Genomic DNA, 20,819 nt, shown 5'->3' with positions numbered 1-20,819 from the left:
GCCTGGGTCGAGGCGAAAAATCAGCTCGACCACGGCTTGGAGGCTGTTACCTCGCCGAATAGAAAGGCGAGCTGCATTGACGACGCGGGCCATGGTAGGGCTGGAACGAATTGTCCCGTGCACGGTAGGAGCGGTATTGGCTCTCGCACCAGCGCACATGCTGCGGGTTGGTGTAGCCCGGGCGCACGTTGGAAAAGCCGCGGTTCTGTCCGCCGATGATGACACCGAAGGAAAAGGCTGATGGTGGGAACCAATAGCCGTTGTACTCGCGATAGCCGCGGCGCTGCTGGCGATAGCCACGATGGCCGTTGTAATAGCCACGCTTGTTGTGGTGGTAAAAGCCGCGTCTGTTGTGGCGGACATCATCCTGATAGTATCCGCCGTGAACCCCGATGCCCTGGTTGGGGACGTCCAGTGGCTCAGCACCTGCAGGCACAAGCGCCGCAAGGCAGAAAGAGGCCGATATCATGCTCTTCATAAGTATCTTCAGCATTCCGCAATCCTCATGTTGGGTCAGAATTGTCCCTTCACTTATGTAACGCTGTGAGCGTTTTTTGGTTCCGGTCAACTGACGTTGACTGGAACAATCCTATCCAAATGAGTCATTTCTTGCATTCCTGCTGAAGCATGACGCCCACAACCGGCGCGCACGGAGCGCGCCGGTTGTGGGATTTCGCACTTCGAGATTACCTTCGACCCGCACTCAGCTGCCGACCTTGGCGCCGGATGCATTGCAGATCACGCGGACCTCGTAATTGTAGCCATCCCGCTGATTGGTGGTGTTGTACATGTTCCAGCCTTTTGCGGCCTTGTTCTTGCGCGCCGCCACTGCGTCGAGCTCGAAATAGGCATATGCCCTGATCTCCTGCGGCTGATTAAGCACCTGGTGCTTTTTGGCACCCTTCTGCATCATTCTCTTGAGATTGATATCGCAGGCCTGTTTCGGATTGGGGCCGAACCAGTAGATCTTGTTGATTGGCAATGTCGCATCGTAATGGATCGATACAGTCCTCTTGCTGCCGGCACCGACATCGCGGTTGGAGAAATCCTGGGTCCACCGATTGTCGTCGCTTTCGAAATACTTCACACCTCCGGACGCGCCGACCTTCATGGCGACGATGCGCTCGCCACTGGTGGCACGCGCATAGAGACCCAGAAGGAATTTGTGGTTCTTGGACTTGATGCCAGTGTAGCCATTCTTGTTGGCCGAGACCTCGATTGGTTTGAAGTCGATCCCGTCGCGGGTGACCTCTACCTTCTCGACCCAGTCCTTGGCCGAAGCGGCAGTTGGCAAGGCCAGACCTGTCGCAAGAACAGCTGTGGCGAGAATGGCGGATGAAATGATTTTTGTCTTGGACATTGTCTTCCCTTTTCAATGTTGGTTTCATTCAATGAAAGACAGCTATCGCGCCAAGGTTGAACGCCCGCTGACCGGTTGGTTCACATCACGTTCAGAAGAATTTGCCCCGCCATTGCAGTGGCGAGACTGTGGAAATCGACAGCCGTGATCGACAGGCGGCGTCAAGCGGGCGATAGGTAGTGTCTTCGCCCTCCCCGCCCCATTTTAAGAAAGCGGTCCTGTTTTGCGCCTGGTTCTGATCACAATTCTGACCATGATCGCGTTCGCCGCCAATTCGGTGCTTGGACGGATGGCGATCGGATCCGGCGAGACGCCGCTTATCGATGCTGCAAGCTACTCGGCGGTGCGGCTGGTCAGTGGCGCGATCATGCTGGCAGCACTCGTGGCGCTCACCGACCGGCGTGGTGGCAGCGCGCTACCACGGTCAGGTTCCTGGACATCGGCGCTGGCGCGCTGATCCTGTTTGCCTGCGTGCAGGCCACGATGATTGGATGGGGCCTGAAAGAGGGCGACCGGCCTTCCCCACTTGAATGGCTCGGCCTGATCGTCGCATTCGGCGCCTTCATCTGGCTGGTTTCGCCCGGCCTGTCGGCGCCCGATCCGTTCGCGGCAGCGCTGATGGCCTTGTCGGGGTTCGCGTGGGGCATCTATTCACTTCGCGGTCGTGGTTTGCCTGATCCGCTGAAGGCGACGGCTGACAATTTCCTGCGCTCGGTGGCGTTTGTGGCGGCGCTGGTTGGCCTGGTCTTCATTTTACAGATGCCAATGCACGCCAGTTCAAGGGGGCTCCTGCTGGCCGTCGTCTCGGGCGCTGTCACCTCCGGCCTTGGCTATGCGCTCTGGTACCGGGTGCTCAGGCAGATCGGCGCAACCCAGGGCGCGATCGTGCAGCTGACGGTGCCGGTTATTGCGGCAACCGGGGGAACACTGTTGCTAGGTGAGGACTGGACGCTCAGGCTGATTGTTTCGTCACTGCTTATTCTTGGCGGCGTGGCCCTGGCGATCACGGCCAAGCAGCGGCGGATCTGATCTCAGTTCGATTTGCGCTTCTTGCGCAGCTTGTAGGTGAGCGCCAGACCGATGCAATGCGACAGCGCATCGTGGTCAACCGTGTTGCCCGAATCCAGAACGATCGCCCGGTTGCCTTCGTATGTCAGCGCATCCGGATAGAGTGCGCGAAACTCCTCGACCAGATTGGTATGGCAGATGAACATCAGGGCCGCACCACCGTCCCCGCGCGGCTGGATTCTCACCGAACTGCCAATGTTGCGCTTTTGCGGTGTGAAACTCTGCTCGCCCCATTTGAGGCTTTCCTCGAGCGGGCCGATCTCCGGCGTCCCTGCCGCAACCTCATGGATCAGCGCCTTGAGGTTCTCGGGCGTCATGCCGGTCGTACCAGAGCATTGCGCAAGGTCTCTACCTCTTGCCGGCAACAGCAACCCTCAAGGTGATCATTGACCAGCCCCATGGCCTGCATGAAGGCGTAGACTGTCGTCGGGCCAACAAAGCTCCAGCCGCGTTTCTTGAGATCCTTGGAGATGCGGGTGGAGACCGCAGTGGTCGGATTTGCCCTCAGGGTATCGTAGTCTACCGTTTCGGGCCGCTCATCCGGACCCGGTTCGTGGCGCCAGAAATAGGCTGCAAGCGAGCCGAACTCTTCGACCATCTCGATGGCGCGGTTGGCATTGTTGATGGTCGAGACAATCTTGCCGCGATGGCGGATGATACCCTTGTCGGCAACCAGCCGCTCGATGTCCACGTCACCAAAAAGTGCGACCTTGCGAAAATCGAAACCGGCAAACCCGGCACGGAAATTCTCGCGTTTGCGCAGGATCGTCAGCCAGGACAGGCCAGACTGAAATCCTTCGAGGCAGATCTTCTCGAACAGCCGGATGTCGTCCGTCACCGGCCGGCCCCATTCGGCGTCATGATAGGCCAGATAGTCGGGAAGAGTGCCTGGCCAGAAGCAGCGCGTGTGGCCGTCATCGCCGGTGATCAGGCCGTTGTCATGCGCCATGGAACCGCTCGTCGTCATGGTTAATCGGGAATCGCGGCCAATTAAGCGGACGTTCACCGCGTTTGGCAAGACAGCGATAACCCTAAGAAGAGCTTTCCGCTCAAACCGGCTTTTTATTGATGCGGATTCACCAATTGATTCCACCGCTGCCCCAGCATGGATGCAGGAAGACAGATCCATCGGCGTAGTCCGGCGACAGATCTGTCGTGATCAGACGAAAGGTATTTGGTGCGTCCGATGAAACAACTTGCTCTCCTTCTCATGTCAGGCGTGGCGTTGAGCCTCGCCGCATTTTCCAATCCGGCCGTTGCCGGTGACCGTTACGGGCAGCTCCCACCCGTGGTGCTGAGCCCGGATCTCTCCGCCCCCTGGGTCATGCAACTCAGCGGCCAGGCCGCGCCGCGCGGCGGTGTTGTCTACCGGACACAGCCACGCACCGTGCGCTCCGTTGCTGCACAGCCGCGCATGCTGCGCTCCCAGTCCCGCCAGTTGACGCGTTCTCAAACCCGCCAGGTGACAAATGTATCGCTGGCCGCACCGCGGGTGAAACCAGCGCCCAGCAGGCAGCTCGATGAGCGGTTCCTGCCGCAGACTGTGTTCTATGACGGCAACCAGAAGCCGGGAACGATCATCATCAACACCAGCGAACGCTACCTGTATTTCGTCCTGAGCGATGGCCAGGCTCGCCGCTACGGCGTTGGCGTTGGCAAGGAAGGCCATGCCTGGAGCGGCACAGAGAAAATCTCCCGCAAGGCCGAATGGCCGGACTGGCGTCCGCCGGCAGAGATGATCAAACGCGTGCGCGAGAAGGAAGGCCGAATCCTGCCGGTTCACATGGTCGGCGGGCCCGAAAACCCGCTCGGCGCGCGGGCGCTTTATCTCGGCTCCACGCTCTACCGGATTCACGGCACCAACCAGCCCTGGACCATCGGCAAGGCTGTTTCGTCCGGCTGTATCCGGATGCGGAACGAGGATGTGACCGAGCTTTACGAGCGCGCACAAGTAGGCGCCAAGGTTATCGTAATGTAATCACAGGTTGACTTGCAGCCACATAACAAGCCCGGCCGGCTCCACGTCTGCGCCGGGCTTTTTAGTGCTCTGATCAACAAACCGAACTCAGTTTAACTTTAGGACAAGCTTGATCAGCGGGAAATCGATGGTACCCTTGATATTGGCTGCCAGAAAAAGAACGAGGGGAACCCATGACACTTAAACGAATTTCAACGCGATTCGCTGTCGTTGCCGCCAGCGGACTTGCGCTCTTGCTTGCGCCTGCACTGACGGATGCATCGGCGATGCCGCGTTCGGCCGCACCGGCTGTCACAGAGACAGCAATGCCGGTTGTGAAAGTCGCACAATCGAAAAAACCAAAGCCGGAGTTCATGCGGAAGAAAGTCAGGCTCAAGACTGACGAGAAGCCCGGCACCATCATCATCGATACCAGCACGAAATATCTCTACTATGTCGAGGGCAAGGACCGCGCCACGCGCTATGGCGTCGGCGTCGGTCGCGAGGGCTTCGGCTGGTCGGGGACAGTGAAGGTGGGGCGGAAAGCCGAATGGCCAGACTGGCGGCCACCGGCCACCATGATCGCGCGCGAACGCCGCAAAGGCCGGAATATTCCCACCTATGTGAAAGGCGGGCCGAACAACCCGCTCGGGGCTCGCGCCATGTATCTCTACAAGGGCGGACGCGATACCATCTTCCGTATCCACGGCACCAATCAGCCATGGACCATCGGCCAGAACATGTCATCGGGCTGCATCCGGATGATGAACAAGGATGTCGAGCACCTCTACAGCCGCGCTGATGTCGGCTCCAAGGTGATTGTCATCGGCCCCAACGGAAAGGGCGCCGAGAGGGTTTACACCGATCGGGGCATGGATTTCCTCGGCACTTTGTTCGGCGGCGGCTGAGGCCGGTTCGAACGAAAATCACAGCTCAACAAAGAGGCGGCATCTTCCGGATCCCGCCTTTTTTCTGATTGAAAGAACCTTGGCCGAAAACCCTATTCCGCCGCTTCCATTTTTGCGGTCTTGGCCACGGGCAGGCCTGCAGGCTTCTCGCCGCCATAGATCCAATCGAGCAATTCCACCGTGTGGATGATCGGAATATCTGTCCCGCCGGCGATCTGGGTCATGCAACCAATGTTGCCGGTGGCGATCAGATCCGGCTTTGTCCGCTCGATGTTCCTGACCTTGCGGTCGCGCAGCGTCCGGGCGATTTCGGGCTGCATGATGTTGTAAGTGCCGGCCGAACCGCAGCACAGGTGACCTTCGGGCGGATCCTTGACGGTGAAACCGGCAGCCTTGAGCAGCGCCTTGGGCTGAACGGTGATCTTCTGACCGTGCTGCATGGAACAGGCCGAGTGATAGGCTACAACCAGATTTGCGCCGTTTACCGGTTCCGGCATTTCGATGCCTGCGAGATATTCGGTGACATCCTTGGCGAGTGCCGAAATACGCGCGGCCTTCTCGGCATAGGCGCTATCCTCGCGCAGCATGTAGCCATAATCCTTGATGGTGGTGCCGCAGCCCGAGGCCGTGATGATGATGGCGTCGAGGCCGCCATTGTCGATTGCCCGCGTCCAGGCGTCGACATTCTTGCGTGCCGCATCCAGCGCATCATGCTCACGGCCCATATGGTGCACGAGCGCGCCGCAACAGCCCTCGCCTTCGGGCACTACCACCTCAATGCCGACGCGGTTCAACAACCGGATGGTCGCCTCGTTGATGCCAGGCTTGAGCACCGGTTGCGCGCAGCCGGTGAGGATGGCGACGCGGCCGCGTTTCGCGCCCACGCCGGCATGTGTTGCGGGCCTGGCGAATTTCGAGGGTTCCGGGACTGACGCCGGAGCCAGCTCCAGCATCGCGGCCATCGGCTTCATGCCCGGCAATGCCCGGAACAAAGGTGCGAAGGGCCGGCCAAGCCGTGCAGCATAGAGCGAGGCTCGGAAGCGCCCCGGATATGGAAGCACCATAGCCAGCAGCCCGCGGGTGATGCGGTTCATCAAGGGCCGCTTGTAGGTCTTCTCTATATGGGCGCGGGCATGATCGACCAAATGCATGTAGTTGACGCCGGACGGACAGGTGGTCATGCAGGCAAGGCATGAGAGGCAGCGGTCGATGTGGGTCACAACCTGCTTATCTGCCGGGCGGTTGTTCTCCAGCATGTCCTTGATGAGGTAGATCCGGCCGCGCGGGCTGTCGAGCTCGTTGCCGAGGGTCACATAGGTCGGGCACGTGGCCGTGCAGAAGCCGCAATGCACGCATTTCCTGAGGATCTTTTCGGATTCGGCGACACCGGGATCGGTGAGTTGCTCGGCGGTGAAATTGGTCTGCATGTCGAGAATTCCTCAAGTGTATGTCAGTCTGCCGCCTATCCGGGAAAGGCAGGCCCAAAACCTGTTCACATGGTTTCGGTCATCCGTCCGGGGTTGAGCACGCCTTTGGGGTCGAACTGGTCCTTGATGCGGCGCGCCAGGGCTTCCAGCGGTTTGGGCTGCGGCTCGAACACGGGGACTGACGCGCGCGTTGCGGCATCGGCCCGCACCAGCGTCGCGTGGCCACCACCAAGCACCTTGATGTATTGGCGCACAAGATCAGCTTCCGGATCGGCTTCCATGCGCAACCAGACCAGACCACCCTGCCAGTCATAAAAGGCGTCGACGCCGGTCTTGAGCCGCAATGCGGCAACCAGCTGATGCCCTGCGGAGGGTGCCACGGATACGCGCCAGACGGGTTTCATGGTTCCGTCGGCGAAGGGGGCCACATCGCGAACATCGCGCCAGAGATCGACTGACACTTCACCTTCAAGCACGGAAACCGCACCACGGCGGCTCATTTCCGCGATCAGCTTCTCGGTGCGCACCTCAACAGAAGGCGCGAGCCCCTCAAGCCTTAGAACGGTTGCCGGTCCACCCTTGAGGCCGCCACCCGCGAACTTGTGAATGACGCTTTCCGGCAGATGCGCTGCCCCGGACACTTCAACCGACATTGCCAGTGCTGCAGCCATGGCTTCGGCGGCTTGCGCATCATTGAGCCCGGCGACAGCGACGGTAACGGCAGTTTCCGGTCTCGGCAGCACCTTGAAGATGACTTCGCACATCACACCCAGCGTACCCCAGGAACCGGCCAGCAACTTGACGAGATCCAGCCCGGTGACATTCTTCATCACCCGCCCGCCGCTTTTGACGATCTCGCCGGATCCGTTGACGAAGCGGACACCGAGCAGATTGTCGCGCGCAGCGCCCGCCAAAATACGCCGCGGACCGGAAACGTTTCCTGCAAAGACGCCGCCGATTGTCGGCTCACCCGTTGCGCCCAGAAGCGGGCGATGATCCATCGGCTCAAAGGTCAGCATCTGGTTGTTGGCAGCCAGTGCCGCTTCGATCTCGGAAAGCGGCGTGCCGGCGCGTGCCGCCATCACCAGTTCGGACGGATCGTAATTGGTGATCCCGGTGAGCTTTGCCACCGACAGCGTCGAGGCGGATTGCACCGGTCGTCCAAGGCCCAGCTTGGTGCCACCGCCCCTGACCTCTATCGACCGTTTGGCCGCGTTTGCGTCAGTGACAATACGTGCGACTTCGTCTTCAGTTTCGGGATACTGGATATCCGCCGCACTCATGCTGCTGTCCTGCCTTCATCACCCGCACTCTGGTTGCCTGGTTGACTGCCGTTTCGGCGATCCAGCGGAAACACCTTGGACGGGTTGAGGATCCATTTCGGATCGAAGGCGGCGCGCACCCGCATCTGCTGGGCAAGATCCGCATCAGAATACTGATGCCGCATCAGATCCCGTTTTTCGATGCCAACGCCATGCTCGCCGGTCAGGCACCCGCCAGCGTCGACGCAGAGCTTGAGAATGTCGTTGCCGGCCATCTCCGCTTTGAGACTTTCCCCAGGATCGTTGGCATCGAAAAGAATGAGCGGGTGCATGTTGCCGTCACCGGCATGAAACACGTTGGCGACGCGCAATCCGTAGCGATTGATAATCTCGCTGGTTTTTTCGAGCACATAGGACAATTGCCCGAGCGGCACTGTGCCATCCATGCATATGTAATCAGCAATGCGCCCGGTGGCACCGAAGGCCGATTTGCGCCCCTTCCAGATCAGCGCTGCTTCGGTTGCGGACTGGCTTTCCCTGATGGTCTTGACGCCGTGCTTGCGCGCGATCTCGATGATGCGTTCAAGCATGGCATCCATCTCTGCATCGGATCCCTCAACCTCGACAATGAGCAAGGCTTCGACATCCATGGGGTAACCAGCCTGGGCAAAGGCTTCGCAGATCTCGATTGCCGGCTTGTCCATGAACTCGATGGCGACAGGAATGATGCCCGATCCGATGATATCGGTGACACACGATCCGGCGGCAACAGAACTTTCAAAGCCGAACAGAACCGGGCGCGCACCCTCAGGTTTCGCAATCAGCCTGACTGTTGCCTCGGTGACGATGCCCAATTGTCCCTCCGAGCCGCAGATCAGACCGAGTAGATCATAGCCCGCAGCATCTAGCGCCTTGCCGCCGATTTCGACGATGGAGCCATCGAACATGACCATCTTGACGCCCAGCAGATTGTTGGTGGTCACGCCGTATTTCAGGCAATGCGCGCCACCCGAGTTCATGCCGATATTGCCGCCAATGGTGCAGGCAAGTTGCGAGCTGGGATCAGGGGCATAGAAGAAGCCATCCGCCTCAACCGCCTGGCTGATCGAAATATTGGTCACGCCTGCCTGAACAACAGCCGCGCGGTTTGGGAAATCGACCTCGATGATCCGGTTCATCTTGGAAACGCCAATGACAATGGCATCTTCCTGCGGGATCGCGCCACCGGAGAGGGATGTACCTGCACCACGCGGTATGACCGGAATGGCGTTGTCGTTGCAGTATTTGAGAACGGCTGCGACCTGCGCAGTGGTCTCGGGCAAAACAACAGCCAGCGGCATACGCCGGTAGGATACAAAGGCATCCGTATCAAACGGTACAAGTTCCCGCTCTTCGGTGATCAGGCAGCTTTCCGGCAACAATCGGGCAAGCTCGGCAATGATTGCAGGACGGCGATCCATCACCGCACGATCAGGCTCCAAAAACGCAATCAAATCCGACATGGCTTCCTCCCTCGCATCTCGAAATCGCAACAGTAGCACGTCGACTACGTCGAAACTGGTATTTTTTATTTACCACTCAATCTTGTGTTCGGCAATGCCGCTCAGATGGCCACATGGAAACATCCCGGACTTGGTGCGTTGGACCTTACAGCCAGATTCAGCAAATATGATCCGCAGCGACATTGCCTGCGTATAGAAGATAAGCCTATCGGCCAAGGGAGAGAAGACCCAGCATGAACAACTTGGGGGACTTGGAGATTTTTGCCCGCGTCGTGTCAGCAGGATCCATGTCTGCTGCCGGTCGCGAGTTGGGGTTGTCTCCTGCAGTGGTGTCAAAGCGGCTTCGGCGGCTCGAAGATCGGCTCGGGACGCGACTCATGCAGCGCACGACCCGGCAGATCTCCCTAACCGAGGCCGGGCAAGGCTTTTACGAGCGTGTTGTGGCGATCCTCGCCGGCATTGAAGAGGCGGAGGCATTTGTTTCTCGCCGCTCAGCGCTGGCGCATGGTGTGCTGAAAGTGTCGGCACCCACCTCCTTCGGACGCATGCACATCGCACCGCACATCAACACCTTCATGCAGGCAAATCCGGATCTCGGCGTCAATCTGATGTTGCGTGATGAATTCGTCGATATTGTCGGAGATGGCTACGATCTCGCCATACGGATCGCCGAATTAAGTGATTCCAGCCTGGTGGCTAGAAAACTAGCGCCTGTTCGTCGTGTTTTGGTGGCTTCGCCGGATTATCTGAAGCGCCACGGGAAACCGGAGAGTATCGCAGATCTTGACCGCCACATCTGCCTGGCGCCACACAACAATGACTCGTGGAAGCTTGAAGGCCCGCACGGCCAGATGATTCACCGTCCGCTCGGGCCGCTGCAAACCAATTCAAGCGAAGTGGTTCGCGAAGCAGTCATCGGCGGCATCGGTATAGCGCTGCGATCGACATGGGACATCGGCACTGAACTGAGCAATGGAAGGCTGGTTCAGGTGCTTCCCGCCTATGAAGGCTCGCGCAATGTGGCTATTCATGCTGTTTACGCCAGCCGCCGGTTTCTTCCTGCCAAGGTTCGCCTGTTCATCGATTATCTGGCTGAACTTTATGGCCCGACGCCATACTGGGACTCTCAGGAAACCCAGGGGTGAGCGCCAAGTCGCAACCTTCTGGCTTCATCCTGCGGCATCGGGGCAGTCAGCCAGAAACGTAAGGACCGTCGAAGGGAACAGACACGACAGACGTTTACACGCAGTCGACGGGCAAGAGATACAGATGGCGTGAAGGGGCGTATAAACCCTGCAGCAGCACGAAACTTGCCGCAAAGTGGATAAAAATATTGACCACCTTTCCCGACCCTTGATACTCTTTATTTCAGCACTCAGCGGGAAGCGGCAATGGCCACGGACATATTTGCACGGATAGAGCACAGCCGAACAGCTGATGAAGTGGTTCATCAGATAGAGATCCTTGTGCTCGAGGGCATTTTGCGGGTTGGCGACCGGCTTCCGGGCGAGCGCGAACTGGCCAAGCAGTTCGATGTCTCCCGACCGATCCTGCGCGAAGCACTCAAGGTTCTCGAGGGCCGTGGCCTGCTCAACACGCAGCATGGCGGAGGAACCTTTGTTGCCGACGTCATCGGTCAGGTGTTCACCCGGCCGGTGATGGAGCTGATCGCACGACATCAGAAAGCGACGCTGGATTATCTCGAATACCGACGCGAAATCGAAGGCATTGCCGCCGAGTTTGCGGCGCGGCGGGCCACTGATGACGACAAGTCTCTTCTGACCCGCATCATCACGTCGATGAAGGCCGCTCACCAGAAGGACGACTTCGAGGAAGAAGCGGAAATTGATGTCGAGTTCCACAACGCCATAGGCGAATGTGCACACAACATCATTCTGCTGCATACGCTCAGGTCCTGCTACAGGCTGCTGGCTGAGGGCGTGTTCTACAATCGTGCGCTGGTCTACAATCTGCCCGGCGCGCGCGACCAGTTGCTGGCGCAACATGTTGCCATCTACGAAGCGGTCATGGCCGCCAACCCTGACGCGGCGCGGCGCGCTGCCCAGGCCCATATCGACTTTGTCTCAAGGGCAATGAAAGACGCGGAGCGCTCGGGCGACTGGGAGCGGGTGTCAAAACTGCGTTTGCAACAGCGCGCGCCCGAGCTCTCGCATGCCACCAAAACAACCAAACAGAAACAATCGGAGGCGGCAGAGTGACGTCAAGCGAAACGAAGGCTGCCCGGCAGCCGCGTGTGGGACTTTTTGCGACCTGCCTGGTCGATCTCTTCCGGCCATCGGTCGGTTTTGCCAGCGTCAAGCTGCTGCAAGATGCCGGATGTGAGGTGCATGTGCCGGTGGCACAGACCTGTTGCGGGCAGCCCGCCTACAACACCGGCGACAGGGCAGACACACGCGAGATCGCCGAACAGGTGATCGAAGCGTTCGAGGGGTTTGACTTCATCGTCGCGCCGTCCGGCTCATGTGCCTCGATGCTGCGGAAGCACTATCCCGGCCTGTTTGAGGGTGACGCGGCCTGGGAAGACCGGGCCAAGGCGTTTTCCAGCAAATGCCACGAGCTGATTTCGTTTCTGACCGACGTGATGATGGTGCGCAGCACCGGAGCAGCGCTCGAAGCCAAGATCACCTATCACGATTCCTGTTCGGGCTTGCGCGAGCTTGGTATCAAAGAGCAGCCGCGCAAGCTGCTGGGCAATGTCAGCGGCGTTGAAGTTCACGAAATGAAGGATTCGGATGTCTGTTGCGGGTTTGGTGGCACCTTCTGCGTGAAGTACTCGGAGATCTCCAACGCCATCGTGACGAAGAAGGTCGGCAACATAGATACGTCCGGCGCTGACATGCTGCTGGCTGGCGATCTTGGTTGCCTGATGAACATGGCCGGCAAACTCAAGCGCCAGGGATCAGACGTCGAGGTTCGCCATGTCGCCGAGGTGCTCGCCGGGATGACCAGCCAGCCGCCGATCGCCGGCTCCGGCAAATAGGCGGAACAGGAGACAACCGATGGAACTCACCGCCAACAAATTCAAGGCCAACGCATCCAAGGCACTGATTGACGCGCAGTTGCAAAAGGCGCTCGGCAATGTCGAGAAAGGCTTCATCGGCAAGCGCCAGAAGGCTGCGGACGCCCTGCCGGAATTCGATGCACTTCGCGACAACGCCCGCGACATCAAGAACCATGTTCTCGCGCATCTCGACCTGTACCTTGAGGAATACGAGCGTAAGGTCACTGCCGCCGGGGGAATCGTGCATTGGGCCGAAACGGCGGAAGATGCGCGTCGGATCGTGCTCGATATCTGCAAGAAAGCCAATGCCCGCACAGTCACCAAGGGCAAGTCGATGATCACCGAGGAGATCGCGCTGAACGATCACCTTTCGGCCAACGGCATCGAGCCGGTGGAAACGGATCTGGGCGAATACATCATCCAGCTCCGCGGCGAACATCCGAGCCATATCATCGCGCCGGCAGTTCACCTCAACAAGGAGCAGGTCGAAAGCGATTTTCGCAGGGTGCACACGCATCTGCCGGAAGGCCGGGACCTGAGTGAACCGGTGTCCTTGCTCAGCGAGGCGCGCGAAGTCCTGCGCCAGCGCTATTTTGCAGCGGATGTTGGCATCACCGGCGCCAATTTCCTGATCGCCGAAACCGGCACGTCGGTGATCGTGACCAATGAAGGCAATGGCGACCTGACGCAGACACTCGGCAAGGTGCACGTTGTCGTCGCCTCGATCGAGAAGATCGTTCCGACGCTTGAAGACACATCGCAGATTCTGCGCGTGCTGGCGCGCTCCGCGACCGGGCAGGATATGAGCGTCTACACAACGTTTTCCACGGGCCCGAAGCGGCCGGAAGATCCGGACGGCCCTGCAGAATATCACGTGGTGCTTCTGGATAATGGCCGTTCGGCCATGCTCGGCACAGAGTATCAGGATATGCTTCGCTGCATCCGCTGCGGCGCCTGCATGAACCATTGCCCGGTCTATCACGCTGTCGGCGGGCACGCCTATGGTTCGGTCTATCCCGGCCCGATGGGCGCGGTGCTGACGCCGTCGCTCAACGGCATTGACGAGACCGGACAGTTGCCGAACGCCTCGACCTTCTGCGGACGCTGCGAGGCGGTGTGCCCGATGCGGATCCCGCTGCCAAAGATGATGCGGCACTGGCGCGAGCGCGAATTCGAGCGAAATCTGACGCCTTTGACTGCGCGCTACGGGCTCAAAGCCTGGGCGTTTTTCGCCAAGCGGCCTAAGCTCTACCGGCTCGGCGCGTCATTCGCGATGCCTCTGCTGTCGCTGTTCGGCGGCACCTCCCGGCGCTTCCACTCGCTACCTTTTGCCGGGGGCTGGACACGCTACCGTGACCTGCCAGCGCCGGAAGGGCGCACTTTTCTTCAGGCCTGGGCGCAGCGTGAAGCGCAGAAACAGGAGGCCGGACAATGAGCGCGCGCGATACGGTGCTGGGCAAGATCCGCGCATCGATGCGGGTCTCGGCTACCGACGCTGAGCGCCGCAAGACGGTCATGGCGCGACTTGAGGAAGCGCCCAGGGGCGTGATCCCCGACAGAGCCAATTTGCCGAAGGCCGGACAGCTGGAGCTGTTTTGCGCCATGGCTTCCCAATTCGGTGCGACACTGACCCGGGTCGACGATTACAAGGCGGTGCCAGAGGAAGTCACTACATATCTTCGTTCACGGAACCTGCCAGCTGAAATCCGGATGGGTGCTGACAAGCGCCTGAAGAAGGCGGGATGGGAAACAGAGAAAAACCTCGAGATCCGCCACGGCGCTTCTGATGGCGGTGACCTTGCGGGTGTCAGCCATGCCATGGCCGGGATTGCGGAAACCGGAACGCTGGCGCTGGCGTCTGGCCACGACAATCCGACAACGATCAATTTCCTGCCCGAGCATCATATCGTGGTGCTCAAGGCTGCCGACATCAAAGGCGATATGGAGAGTGTCTGGACGATGTTGCGCAAAGAGCGGGGCAAGGGAGAAATGCCGCGAGCTTTCAACCTGATCACCGGTCCGTCGCGCTCTGGCGACATCGAACAGACCATCTTGCTTGGCGCGCACGGACCGCGGGCTCTGCACGTCATTATCGTCGAGTAGGAACATAGACCTACGGTTGACGATACGGTTTTTTTGGCACTAGCTCTGTTCTTGTTTGCCTGAAATCCGGAGCCTTTGCCGTGCCCGTCTCACCTGAACATTTTGCTGCTTTCATTTTGGCCAGCGTCATCCTGCTGATCATTCCCGGTCCGACCATCATCATGGTCATCACCCAGGCGCTGGCGCATGGCCGCAAGGTCGCGTTTGCGAGCGTGATGGGCGTCGGTCTTGGTGACCTGCTGGCGACATCGCTGTCGATCGCCGGTGCAGGCGCGTTGCTAGCGGCATCGGCCTCGCTGTTTCAGGCACTGAAGTTCATCGGCGCGGTTTATCTCATATGGATCGGCTACAAGATGTGGCGAGCGCCGGTCAAAATTCCGCAGATATCAGAGGTCGACGTGCCCGAAGCTCCCGGGCATGCAGTCACCATTTTCCGTGATTCCTTCCTGATCACCGCGCTCAATCCCAAGGGCATCCTGTTCTTCGTTGCCTTTGTGCCGCAATTCATAGATCCCGTCCTGCCCTATACGCCGCAGGCCGCAACCTATGTACTGACCTTCACCGCGCTCGGTATAGTCAACGCAGCACTGTTTGCGTATGCGGCCGCCGGGGCCCGGCAGACCATTCGCCGTCCGCAGGTGATGAAGGTGGCGATGCGCACCGGTGGATCACTGTTGATGATGGCAGGCATCGCCGCGGCCCTTACCCGTCGGGCAGGCTGAGGTGGGTCTGCAAAACAGGGTCGATCCGGGCGGTGCGATCTGTTTCACCCCCGCTCGCGGGGAGTTCATGGGCAATCGTGGCGGCGCGCTGCACAATGATGATCAACGAATTGTTCGAACCCAGAAGAGCAGAGCCTGGATTATCTGCCTCACAGAATTCAAAGGATGGAAGCGAGAGCTCATGCAGCCCGGTCGTTATACCGAGTTGTTCTTTCTGGATGAAGTGACCGCTCTCGCCGCCGGGCACAGGCCCTGCTTCGAATGTCGGAGGAAAGAGGCAGTGCTTTTCGCTGAAGCTCTTGGAAGAAGTTGCGGGACCGTCCCTCCCAAGGCCCCGGTGATGGATAAGATGCTCGCTGGTGAGCGAAAACGGAGCGCCGATGATCCAGAACGGATGATCGGCTCAAATGCGGTTTCATCCCTCCCCGACGGCGCCATGATCCGGCAAGGCGCCACTTATCATGCGGTGCGCGGGGGAATGCTGCTGCCATGGTCTTTTGAGGGATACGGCGGACCACTGACGGTTGGCTCACTTGATAACGGCGGGATTTATCTCGCCACCCCGCTCTCCACGCTGGGTGCACTATCTCAAGGGTACCGCCCGGTTTTTCACTCCCGCGCGTGGATACCCGACACTTGATCTTCACAACGGCTTGGGCAAGAAGACGAGAATGCGTGCAAATTACAAACTCCAGCGGCTGTTTCTGGATCTGCCACTGTCCTCCGGCGAGCTCGTGGCCCTTGGCAAGGAGCAGGCCCACTATCTCCTGACCGTTCTGCGGCTTGAGGACGGTACGCAGGTTCTGGTCTTCAATGGTCGCGATGGCGAGTTCAGTGCGACATTGCGTCCGCAAGGGAAGAAATCGGCAAGTCTCGAAATCGGCGATCAAACCCGCGAGCAGGCTCCGCAGTCGCGGATCGATTTCCTGTTCGCACCACTCAAGGTTGGTCGGCTGGAATATCTTGTCCAGAAAGCAACTGAAATGGGGGTTCGCAAGATCACGCCCGTGTTCACAGATCACACCCAGTTGCACAAGGTGAACGCAGCACGTCTTGAAGCCAACATTCTTGAAGCGGCGGAGCAATGCGGCAACCTGGCCATCCCGCAGTTGGGCGACGCGGTGAAGCTCGAGGCTCTGCTTTCGGACTGGGAACCAGCACGCAGGATCATCTTCTGCAATGAAAGCGAGGCCGGCAACAACCCGGGCACCATATTGAACGACATTGCCGAGACGGACTTGGCCCTGCTGGTCGGGCCGGAAGGGGGATTTTCCGAGCGGGAACGGGAAATGCTGGCTGCCCTCCCCTTTGTCACTTCAATTCCTCTCGGCCCACGTATTTTACGTGCGGACACTGCCGCCGTGGCCGCCTTGACGGCTGTTCAAATGACCATCGGCGACTGGTAGGATCAGCCAACCGCTGCAGATCAAACTTCTTTGATCCCGCGATCAAGGATTTTCGCTTGCATGGCGGACCGGTTCCGGTCCAATCAGCGTCAGGATGTGTGGCTTGAGGCCACGCTCACGAGATAGAAAAAGGGCCAGCCATGGCGCGCGACACCACCGACGACACCCCGATCAGCTCGGTTGACGATCTGGCCGGCTGGATGGCTGCAGGCTGCAAACCGCAGGAAAACTGGCGCATAGGCACCGAGCACGAGAAATTCGTGTTCTTCAAGGCATCACACGAGCCTGTGCCCTATGAAGGTGAGCGCTCTATCAAGGCACTTCTTGAAGGCATGGCGATGATGCTCGGCTGGGAACCGATCATCGACGCAGGCAAGATCATCGGACTGGTGGAGCCAACTGGCGCAGGTGCCATCAGCCTGGAGCCGGGCGGACAGTTCGAGCTTTCGGGGGCACCTCTGGAAACCATTCACCAGACCTGCCGCGAATCAAATGCGCATCTGGCGCAATTGCAGGAAATCGCCGAGCCGCTCGGCATCCGGTTTCTCGGCATGGGCGGCAGCCCGGCATGGTCGCTGGCAGAAACACCGAGAATGCCAAAGTCCCGCTACGACATCATGACCCGGTACATGCCGAAGGTCGGCAGTCAGGGCCTCGACATGATGTACCGGACCTGTACGATCCAGGTGAACCTCGACTTTTCGTCAGAAGCCGACATGCGCCGCAAGATGCAGCTCGGCATGAAACTGCAGCCGCTGGCGACCGCCCTGTTCGCCGCCTCGCCCTTCACCCAAGGCAAGCCAAACGGCCTGGTTTCCTGGCGCGGCGACATCTGGCGCGATACGGACAACCAGCGCTCCGGGCAGCTTCCGTTTGTCTATTCCGATGATTTCGGCTTCATGGATTATGTCGAGTGGGCACTCGATGTGCCGATGTATTTCGTGCTTCGCGATGGCCGCTATCACGAGGCAACCCATGTCACCTTCCGCCAGTTCATGAACGGCGCGCTGAAGGGTGAACTCAACCAGCCGATGCCGACAATTGGTGACTGGACCAACCATTTGGGCACGCTGTTTCCCGACGCGCGGCTGAAACGCTTCATTGAAATGCGCGGCGCCGATGGCGGCCCGTGGCGGACGATCTGCGCGCTGCCGGCATTCTGGGTCGGGCTGCTCTATGATGAAAGCGCAATTGGCGAAGCGCTTGAACTGACACGCGGCTGGAGCATGGATGAGGTCAATGCACTGCGTGACACCACGCCGCGTGACGGGCTCAACGTCAAGATCAATGGCCAATCTCTGCGTGACATCGGCAAGGAAGTTCTGGGCATATCCCGGCGCGGTCTGGTCAATCGGGCACGCTTTAATGCTGAAGGAAATGACGAGAGTCACTTCCTTGCGCCGCTGGAAGAAACAGTCGCCCGCGGCACAACGCTGGCCGAGGAAATGCTGGCGCTTTACAAAGGGCGCTGGAACGGCTCCGTCGATCCGGTGTTCGAAGATTACGCCTATTAAATTCAGCGACCAGACTGCTGCGCGCAGGCTCTTCCGATCTATAGTTGTCGCCCTAGGCACAAAGCTTCGGGCGGTATAGTCTTTGCTCAAGCCCTTCCGGGGTGATGGAGGAGAGACACAGTCCGATGATGCCGCTTTACGACATGATGATGAATGCCCAGAACGGCGACGCAATGCGTGCCATAGCGCAGCAGTTCGGCTTGAGCGAAAGCCAGATGGAACAGGCAACGGCGGCGCTGATGCCTGCCTTTTCCACCGGATTGAAGCGCAATGCTTCCAACCCGATGGACATGTCCAACTTTCTTTCAGCGCTCGCTGGCGGTAATCACGCCCAGTATTTCGAGAACATGCAAAATGCCCTCAGCCCGCAGGGCAAGCAGGAAGGCAACGGGATTTTGGGGCACCTGTTTGGCTCCAAGGAGGTCAGCCGGGCGGTGGCTGCCCAGGCAGAAGCCGCTACTGGGATTGGGCAGGACATTTTCAAACGGATGCTTCCTGTGCTTGCAACCTCGATCATGGGTGGACTGTTCAAGCAAGCCACCGGACAGGCTGCCAACCAGGCGCAGGCCGGATCAATGGGGGGATCCAATCCGATCGGCGATCTGATCGCCGAGATGATGCGTCAGGGTATTGGCGGCGCACAGGCCAAACCCGCGCCCAAGGCTTCGCCCATGGACAATCCGCTGGGACAGATCCTTGAAGGCATGTTCGGTGGAGGAACACAGCGCCAGCCACCCAAGGGCGCAAGCAATCCGTTTGGCGACAACCCGCTGGGCCAGATCTTTCAGGACATGCTCGGTGGTGCAATGGGGGGCGGCCAGACCCGAGAAGCCCCTGAGCCGCAACAACAGCCTGATCCGGATCGAATGCCATCGGGCCGCCAACGAAACCCATATGATGAGCTTTTTGGCAAAATGTTTGAGTCCGGCAAGGAAGTGCAGCAGGGCTACCAGAAGAATGTGGAATCGATCTTCGACCAGTATCTTCAGGGCATGAACCGGTCGAGGTAAATCCTGAAATGAAAGACCCGGCCGCGCAAACTCCAGGAGTTGTCGGGCGGCCGGGCAAGGGCGGAATACAGGGCAGTATCCCGCAGGGGACCTTCAGAAACGGTCAGAAATAGCTGTTGCGACGGGCGCGGCGAGCCAGTTCGATCGTCGGATCGATAGTGAACGGCATCGATTTGCCATGGCGCAAGTCATCGCGCGTCAATCCGATATCGGCCAAGTGATGATCCGAAAGTTTTTCGAGATTGCGAACGGTGCGTCGGTTGAGCAGCGCGCGCGCCAGAGCTTTCACATAGCCAGGGGTGGCGTGCAGGGCATTGAGGAAAGCCGGACCGACGCTCATGGAGCGGGCAGACGTCCGGACGGCAGCAGAACTGCGGACGTTCATTGGTATCATCCTTGACAAAAATATCGCCGCTTGATCTTCGGGCCGACGCAAAACCCAACTTGCAAAATCTGTTTCTCAAAAAATGATTGATCATACCAGCGAATGTTTCTAATCCTTATCATCAGAACTATTGATAGGAGCCTGAGATGCCTGCGCCACTTGATATCGACCAGCTTCAGACCTTCGTGGCCATTGTCGACACCGGCAGTTTCACACGCGCAGCCGACAAGGTGTTCAAGACCCAGAGCGCGGTCTCGATGCAGATGCGGCGCCTGGAAGAACGAGTGGGCAAGACCCTGTTCGTTCGCGATGGCAGGCTAAACCGGCTGAGTGAAGACGGTGAACGCATGCTTGGCTATGCGCGCCGCATCATCCGGCTCAACAATGAAACCATTGCCGCCTTCGACGATCAACAACTCGAAGGCTCGATCCGGATCGGCACACCGGATGATTATGCTGACCGCTATATGCCCGGCATCATCGCCCGCTTCGCCAAGACCAATCCGAATGTTGAACTGTACATCGAGTGCGAGCCGTCTAGCGAACTGGCAGCCCGACTGGCGCGCGGAGAGCTTGATGTAGCGCTGGTCACCCACAATCCGCGAGAACGGACATCGGAAGTTGTCCGCACCGAGCCGCTTTACTGGGTGACATCGATGAACCACACCGTTCACGAGGACGCTGTCGTGCCGCTGGCGGTTGGCCGCCGCTCCTGCAACTGGCGGAACATTGCCTGCACCGCGCTCGATTCTGCCGGTCGGGATTACCAGGTTCTGTTTACCAGCTGGTCGGCGACGGTGGTGGCATCCGCAGTCTTGTCAGGTCTGGCGGTCTCACTGCTGCCTGAGTGCGCTGTGCGGCCTGGAATGCGCATCCTTTCGCCGGCTGACGGGTTTCCCGCACTTCAGCCTGCGCAGATCGGCCTGATGAAACGGCCTGGCGCTCCGGCTGCTTTGGTCAACGCTATCTGTGGCCACATCGCCGCCAGCCTCGACAACATCACTCCGGTCAGCACCGAAGAAAAACCGATGACGGCCGGTTCCGGTTCCTCGTCGCGGCGCGACTCCAGAGGCAGGCCGGATATTGCGGCAATGCCCGCCTGGTAGATGACGGGAAATGACGGAACAACGCAGCCTGACATTGTGATGAATTTGGCGTATACTCTTTGAGCTG

At 59.2% G+C, this 20,819-nt stretch carries 23 protein-coding genes; 15 read left to right on the top strand and 8 right to left on the bottom strand.

Features of this window, described 5'->3' with window-relative positions; all coding sequences use genetic code 11:
• Positions 1–46: 46 nt before the first annotated feature.
• Both WNZ14_RS09600 and WNZ14_RS09595 read right to left on the bottom strand, forming a co-directional pair.
• Positions 47–493: a BA14K family protein gene (locus WNZ14_RS09600; RefSeq protein WP_342868338.1), complete on the bottom strand. Its 447-nt coding sequence runs from the start codon at positions 491–493 to the stop codon at positions 47–49.
• 210 nt (positions 494–703) lie between these two features.
• Entirely contained in the window at positions 704–1,360 is a 657-nt protein-coding gene (locus WNZ14_RS09595; RefSeq protein WP_342868337.1) for a hypothetical protein, read from the bottom strand.
• Between the two features lie 253 nt (positions 1,361–1,613).
• Here WNZ14_RS09595 and WNZ14_RS09590 point away from each other — a divergent pair, with 253 nt between their 5' ends.
• Entirely contained in the window at positions 1,614–1,817 is a 204-nt protein-coding gene (locus tag WNZ14_RS09590; RefSeq protein WP_342868336.1) for a hypothetical protein, read from the top strand.
• A gap of 26 nt (positions 1,818–1,843) precedes the next feature.
• On the top strand, positions 1,844–2,389 hold the full coding sequence (locus tag WNZ14_RS09585) for a DMT family transporter (protein WP_342868335.1): 546 nt from the start codon (positions 1,844–1,846) through the stop codon (positions 2,387–2,389).
• Positions 2,390–2,391: 2 nt separating this feature from the next.
• Here the strand turns inward: WNZ14_RS09585 and WNZ14_RS09580 are convergent, their stop codons facing one another.
• Together WNZ14_RS09580 and WNZ14_RS09575 are read right to left on the bottom strand one after the other, a co-directional pair.
• Positions 2,392–2,745, bottom strand: coding sequence for a DUF1801 domain-containing protein (locus WNZ14_RS09580; RefSeq protein WP_342868334.1), 354 nt, complete (start codon positions 2,743–2,745; stop codon positions 2,392–2,394).
• Positions 2,742–3,377, bottom strand: a complete 636-nt coding sequence (locus tag WNZ14_RS09575; RefSeq protein WP_342868333.1) for a DNA-3-methyladenine glycosylase I — start codon at positions 3,375–3,377, stop codon at positions 2,742–2,744. Before WNZ14_RS09575 ends, WNZ14_RS09580 begins: the two co-directional genes overlap by 4 nt.
• A 237-nt stretch (positions 3,378–3,614) precedes the next feature.
• On the opposite strand from WNZ14_RS09575, the gene WNZ14_RS09570 reads away from it, so the two are divergent.
• Both WNZ14_RS09570 and WNZ14_RS09565 read left to right on the top strand, forming a co-directional pair.
• Positions 3,615–4,406, top strand: coding sequence for a L,D-transpeptidase (locus tag WNZ14_RS09570; protein WP_342868332.1), 792 nt, complete (start codon positions 3,615–3,617; stop codon positions 4,404–4,406).
• Positions 4,407–4,672: 266 nt separating this feature from the next.
• Positions 4,673–5,293, top strand: a complete 621-nt coding sequence (locus WNZ14_RS09565) for a L,D-transpeptidase (protein WP_342868556.1) — start codon at positions 4,673–4,675, stop codon at positions 5,291–5,293.
• Positions 5,294–5,385: 92 nt separating this feature from the next.
• Here the strand turns inward: WNZ14_RS09565 and glcF are convergent, their stop codons facing one another.
• The 3 genes from glcF to WNZ14_RS09550 form a co-directional block, all read right to left on the bottom strand.
• Complete coding sequence (gene glcF / locus WNZ14_RS09560; protein WP_342868331.1) at positions 5,386–6,720, bottom strand: glycolate oxidase subunit GlcF; 1,335 nt, start codon at positions 6,718–6,720, stop codon at positions 5,386–5,388.
• A 65-nt stretch (positions 6,721–6,785) separates the two neighbouring features.
• Complete coding sequence (gene glcE, locus WNZ14_RS09555; protein WP_342868330.1) at positions 6,786–8,003, bottom strand: glycolate oxidase subunit GlcE; 1,218 nt, start codon at positions 8,001–8,003, stop codon at positions 6,786–6,788.
• On the bottom strand, positions 8,000–9,484 hold the full coding sequence (locus WNZ14_RS09550) for an FAD-linked oxidase C-terminal domain-containing protein (RefSeq protein ID WP_342868329.1): 1,485 nt from the start codon (positions 9,482–9,484) through the stop codon (positions 8,000–8,002). The genes glcE and WNZ14_RS09550 overlap by 4 nt, the downstream gene beginning before the upstream one ends.
• 233 nt (positions 9,485–9,717) lie before the next feature.
• On the opposite strand from WNZ14_RS09550, the gene WNZ14_RS09545 reads away from it, so the two are divergent.
• The 10 genes from WNZ14_RS09545 to WNZ14_RS09500 all read left to right on the top strand — a co-directional run bounded on the left by WNZ14_RS09545 (position 9,718) and on the right by WNZ14_RS09500 (position 19,261).
• Positions 9,718–10,629, top strand: a complete 912-nt coding sequence (locus tag WNZ14_RS09545; RefSeq protein ID WP_342868328.1) for a LysR family transcriptional regulator — start codon at positions 9,718–9,720, stop codon at positions 10,627–10,629.
• A gap of 246 nt (positions 10,630–10,875) precedes the next feature.
• The gene (locus WNZ14_RS09540; protein WP_342868327.1) at positions 10,876–11,703 is read left to right on the top strand and encodes an FCD domain-containing protein; all 828 of its coding nucleotides are present in this window, start codon (positions 10,876–10,878) and stop codon (positions 11,701–11,703) included.
• A complete protein-coding gene (locus WNZ14_RS09535) occupies positions 11,700–12,485 on the top strand; it encodes a (Fe-S)-binding protein (protein WP_342868326.1) in 786 nt (261 codons plus the stop codon). The genes WNZ14_RS09540 and WNZ14_RS09535 overlap by 4 nt, the downstream gene beginning before the upstream one ends.
• Before the next feature lie 19 nt (positions 12,486–12,504).
• Entirely contained in the window at positions 12,505–13,941 is a 1,437-nt protein-coding gene (locus WNZ14_RS09530) for a LutB/LldF family L-lactate oxidation iron-sulfur protein (protein ID WP_342868325.1), read from the top strand.
• On the top strand, positions 13,938–14,609 hold the full coding sequence (locus tag WNZ14_RS09525; protein WP_342868324.1) for an LUD domain-containing protein: 672 nt from the start codon (positions 13,938–13,940) through the stop codon (positions 14,607–14,609). Before WNZ14_RS09530 ends, WNZ14_RS09525 begins: the two co-directional genes overlap by 4 nt.
• An 80-nt stretch (positions 14,610–14,689) precedes the next feature.
• Positions 14,690–15,331, top strand: coding sequence for a LysE family translocator (locus WNZ14_RS09520; RefSeq protein ID WP_342868323.1), 642 nt, complete (start codon positions 14,690–14,692; stop codon positions 15,329–15,331).
• Positions 15,332–15,398: 67 nt separating this feature from the next.
• Positions 15,399–15,971 (top strand): hypothetical protein, encoded by a 573-nt coding sequence (locus tag WNZ14_RS09515; protein ID WP_342868322.1) that lies wholly within the window; start codon positions 15,399–15,401, stop codon positions 15,969–15,971.
• A 31-nt stretch (positions 15,972–16,002) separates the two neighbouring features.
• Complete coding sequence (locus WNZ14_RS09510) at positions 16,003–16,737, top strand: 16S rRNA (uracil(1498)-N(3))-methyltransferase (protein WP_342868321.1); 735 nt, start codon at positions 16,003–16,005, stop codon at positions 16,735–16,737.
• Between the two features lie 140 nt (positions 16,738–16,877).
• Positions 16,878–18,251 carry a glutamate--cysteine ligase gene (locus tag WNZ14_RS09505; RefSeq protein WP_342868320.1) on the top strand — a complete coding sequence of 458 codons (1,374 nt, stop codon included), beginning with the start codon at positions 16,878–16,880 and terminating at the stop codon, positions 18,249–18,251.
• Positions 18,252–18,376: 125 nt separating this feature from the next.
• Positions 18,377–19,261 (top strand): DUF937 domain-containing protein, encoded by an 885-nt coding sequence (locus tag WNZ14_RS09500; protein WP_342868319.1) that lies wholly within the window; start codon positions 18,377–18,379, stop codon positions 19,259–19,261.
• A 103-nt stretch (positions 19,262–19,364) separates the two neighbouring features.
• Here the strand turns inward: WNZ14_RS09500 and WNZ14_RS09495 are convergent, their stop codons facing one another.
• Positions 19,365–19,646 (bottom strand): DUF1127 domain-containing protein, encoded by a 282-nt coding sequence (locus WNZ14_RS09495; RefSeq protein WP_342868318.1) that lies wholly within the window; start codon positions 19,644–19,646, stop codon positions 19,365–19,367.
• 146 nt (positions 19,647–19,792) lie between these two features.
• Between WNZ14_RS09495 and WNZ14_RS09490 the strand changes: the two genes are divergently transcribed.
• On the top strand, positions 19,793–20,752 hold the full coding sequence (locus WNZ14_RS09490; protein ID WP_342868317.1) for a LysR substrate-binding domain-containing protein: 960 nt from the start codon (positions 19,793–19,795) through the stop codon (positions 20,750–20,752).
• Positions 20,753–20,819: the final 67 nt, after the last annotated feature.

The organism is Hoeflea sp. AS60 (assembly GCF_038900115.1).
In the GTDB taxonomy this organism is placed as follows: domain Bacteria; phylum Pseudomonadota; class Alphaproteobacteria; order Rhizobiales; family Rhizobiaceae; genus Hoeflea.
Note: the sequence above shows the minus strand (reverse complement) of the source record. Positions and strands in the feature narration are given on the sequence as shown.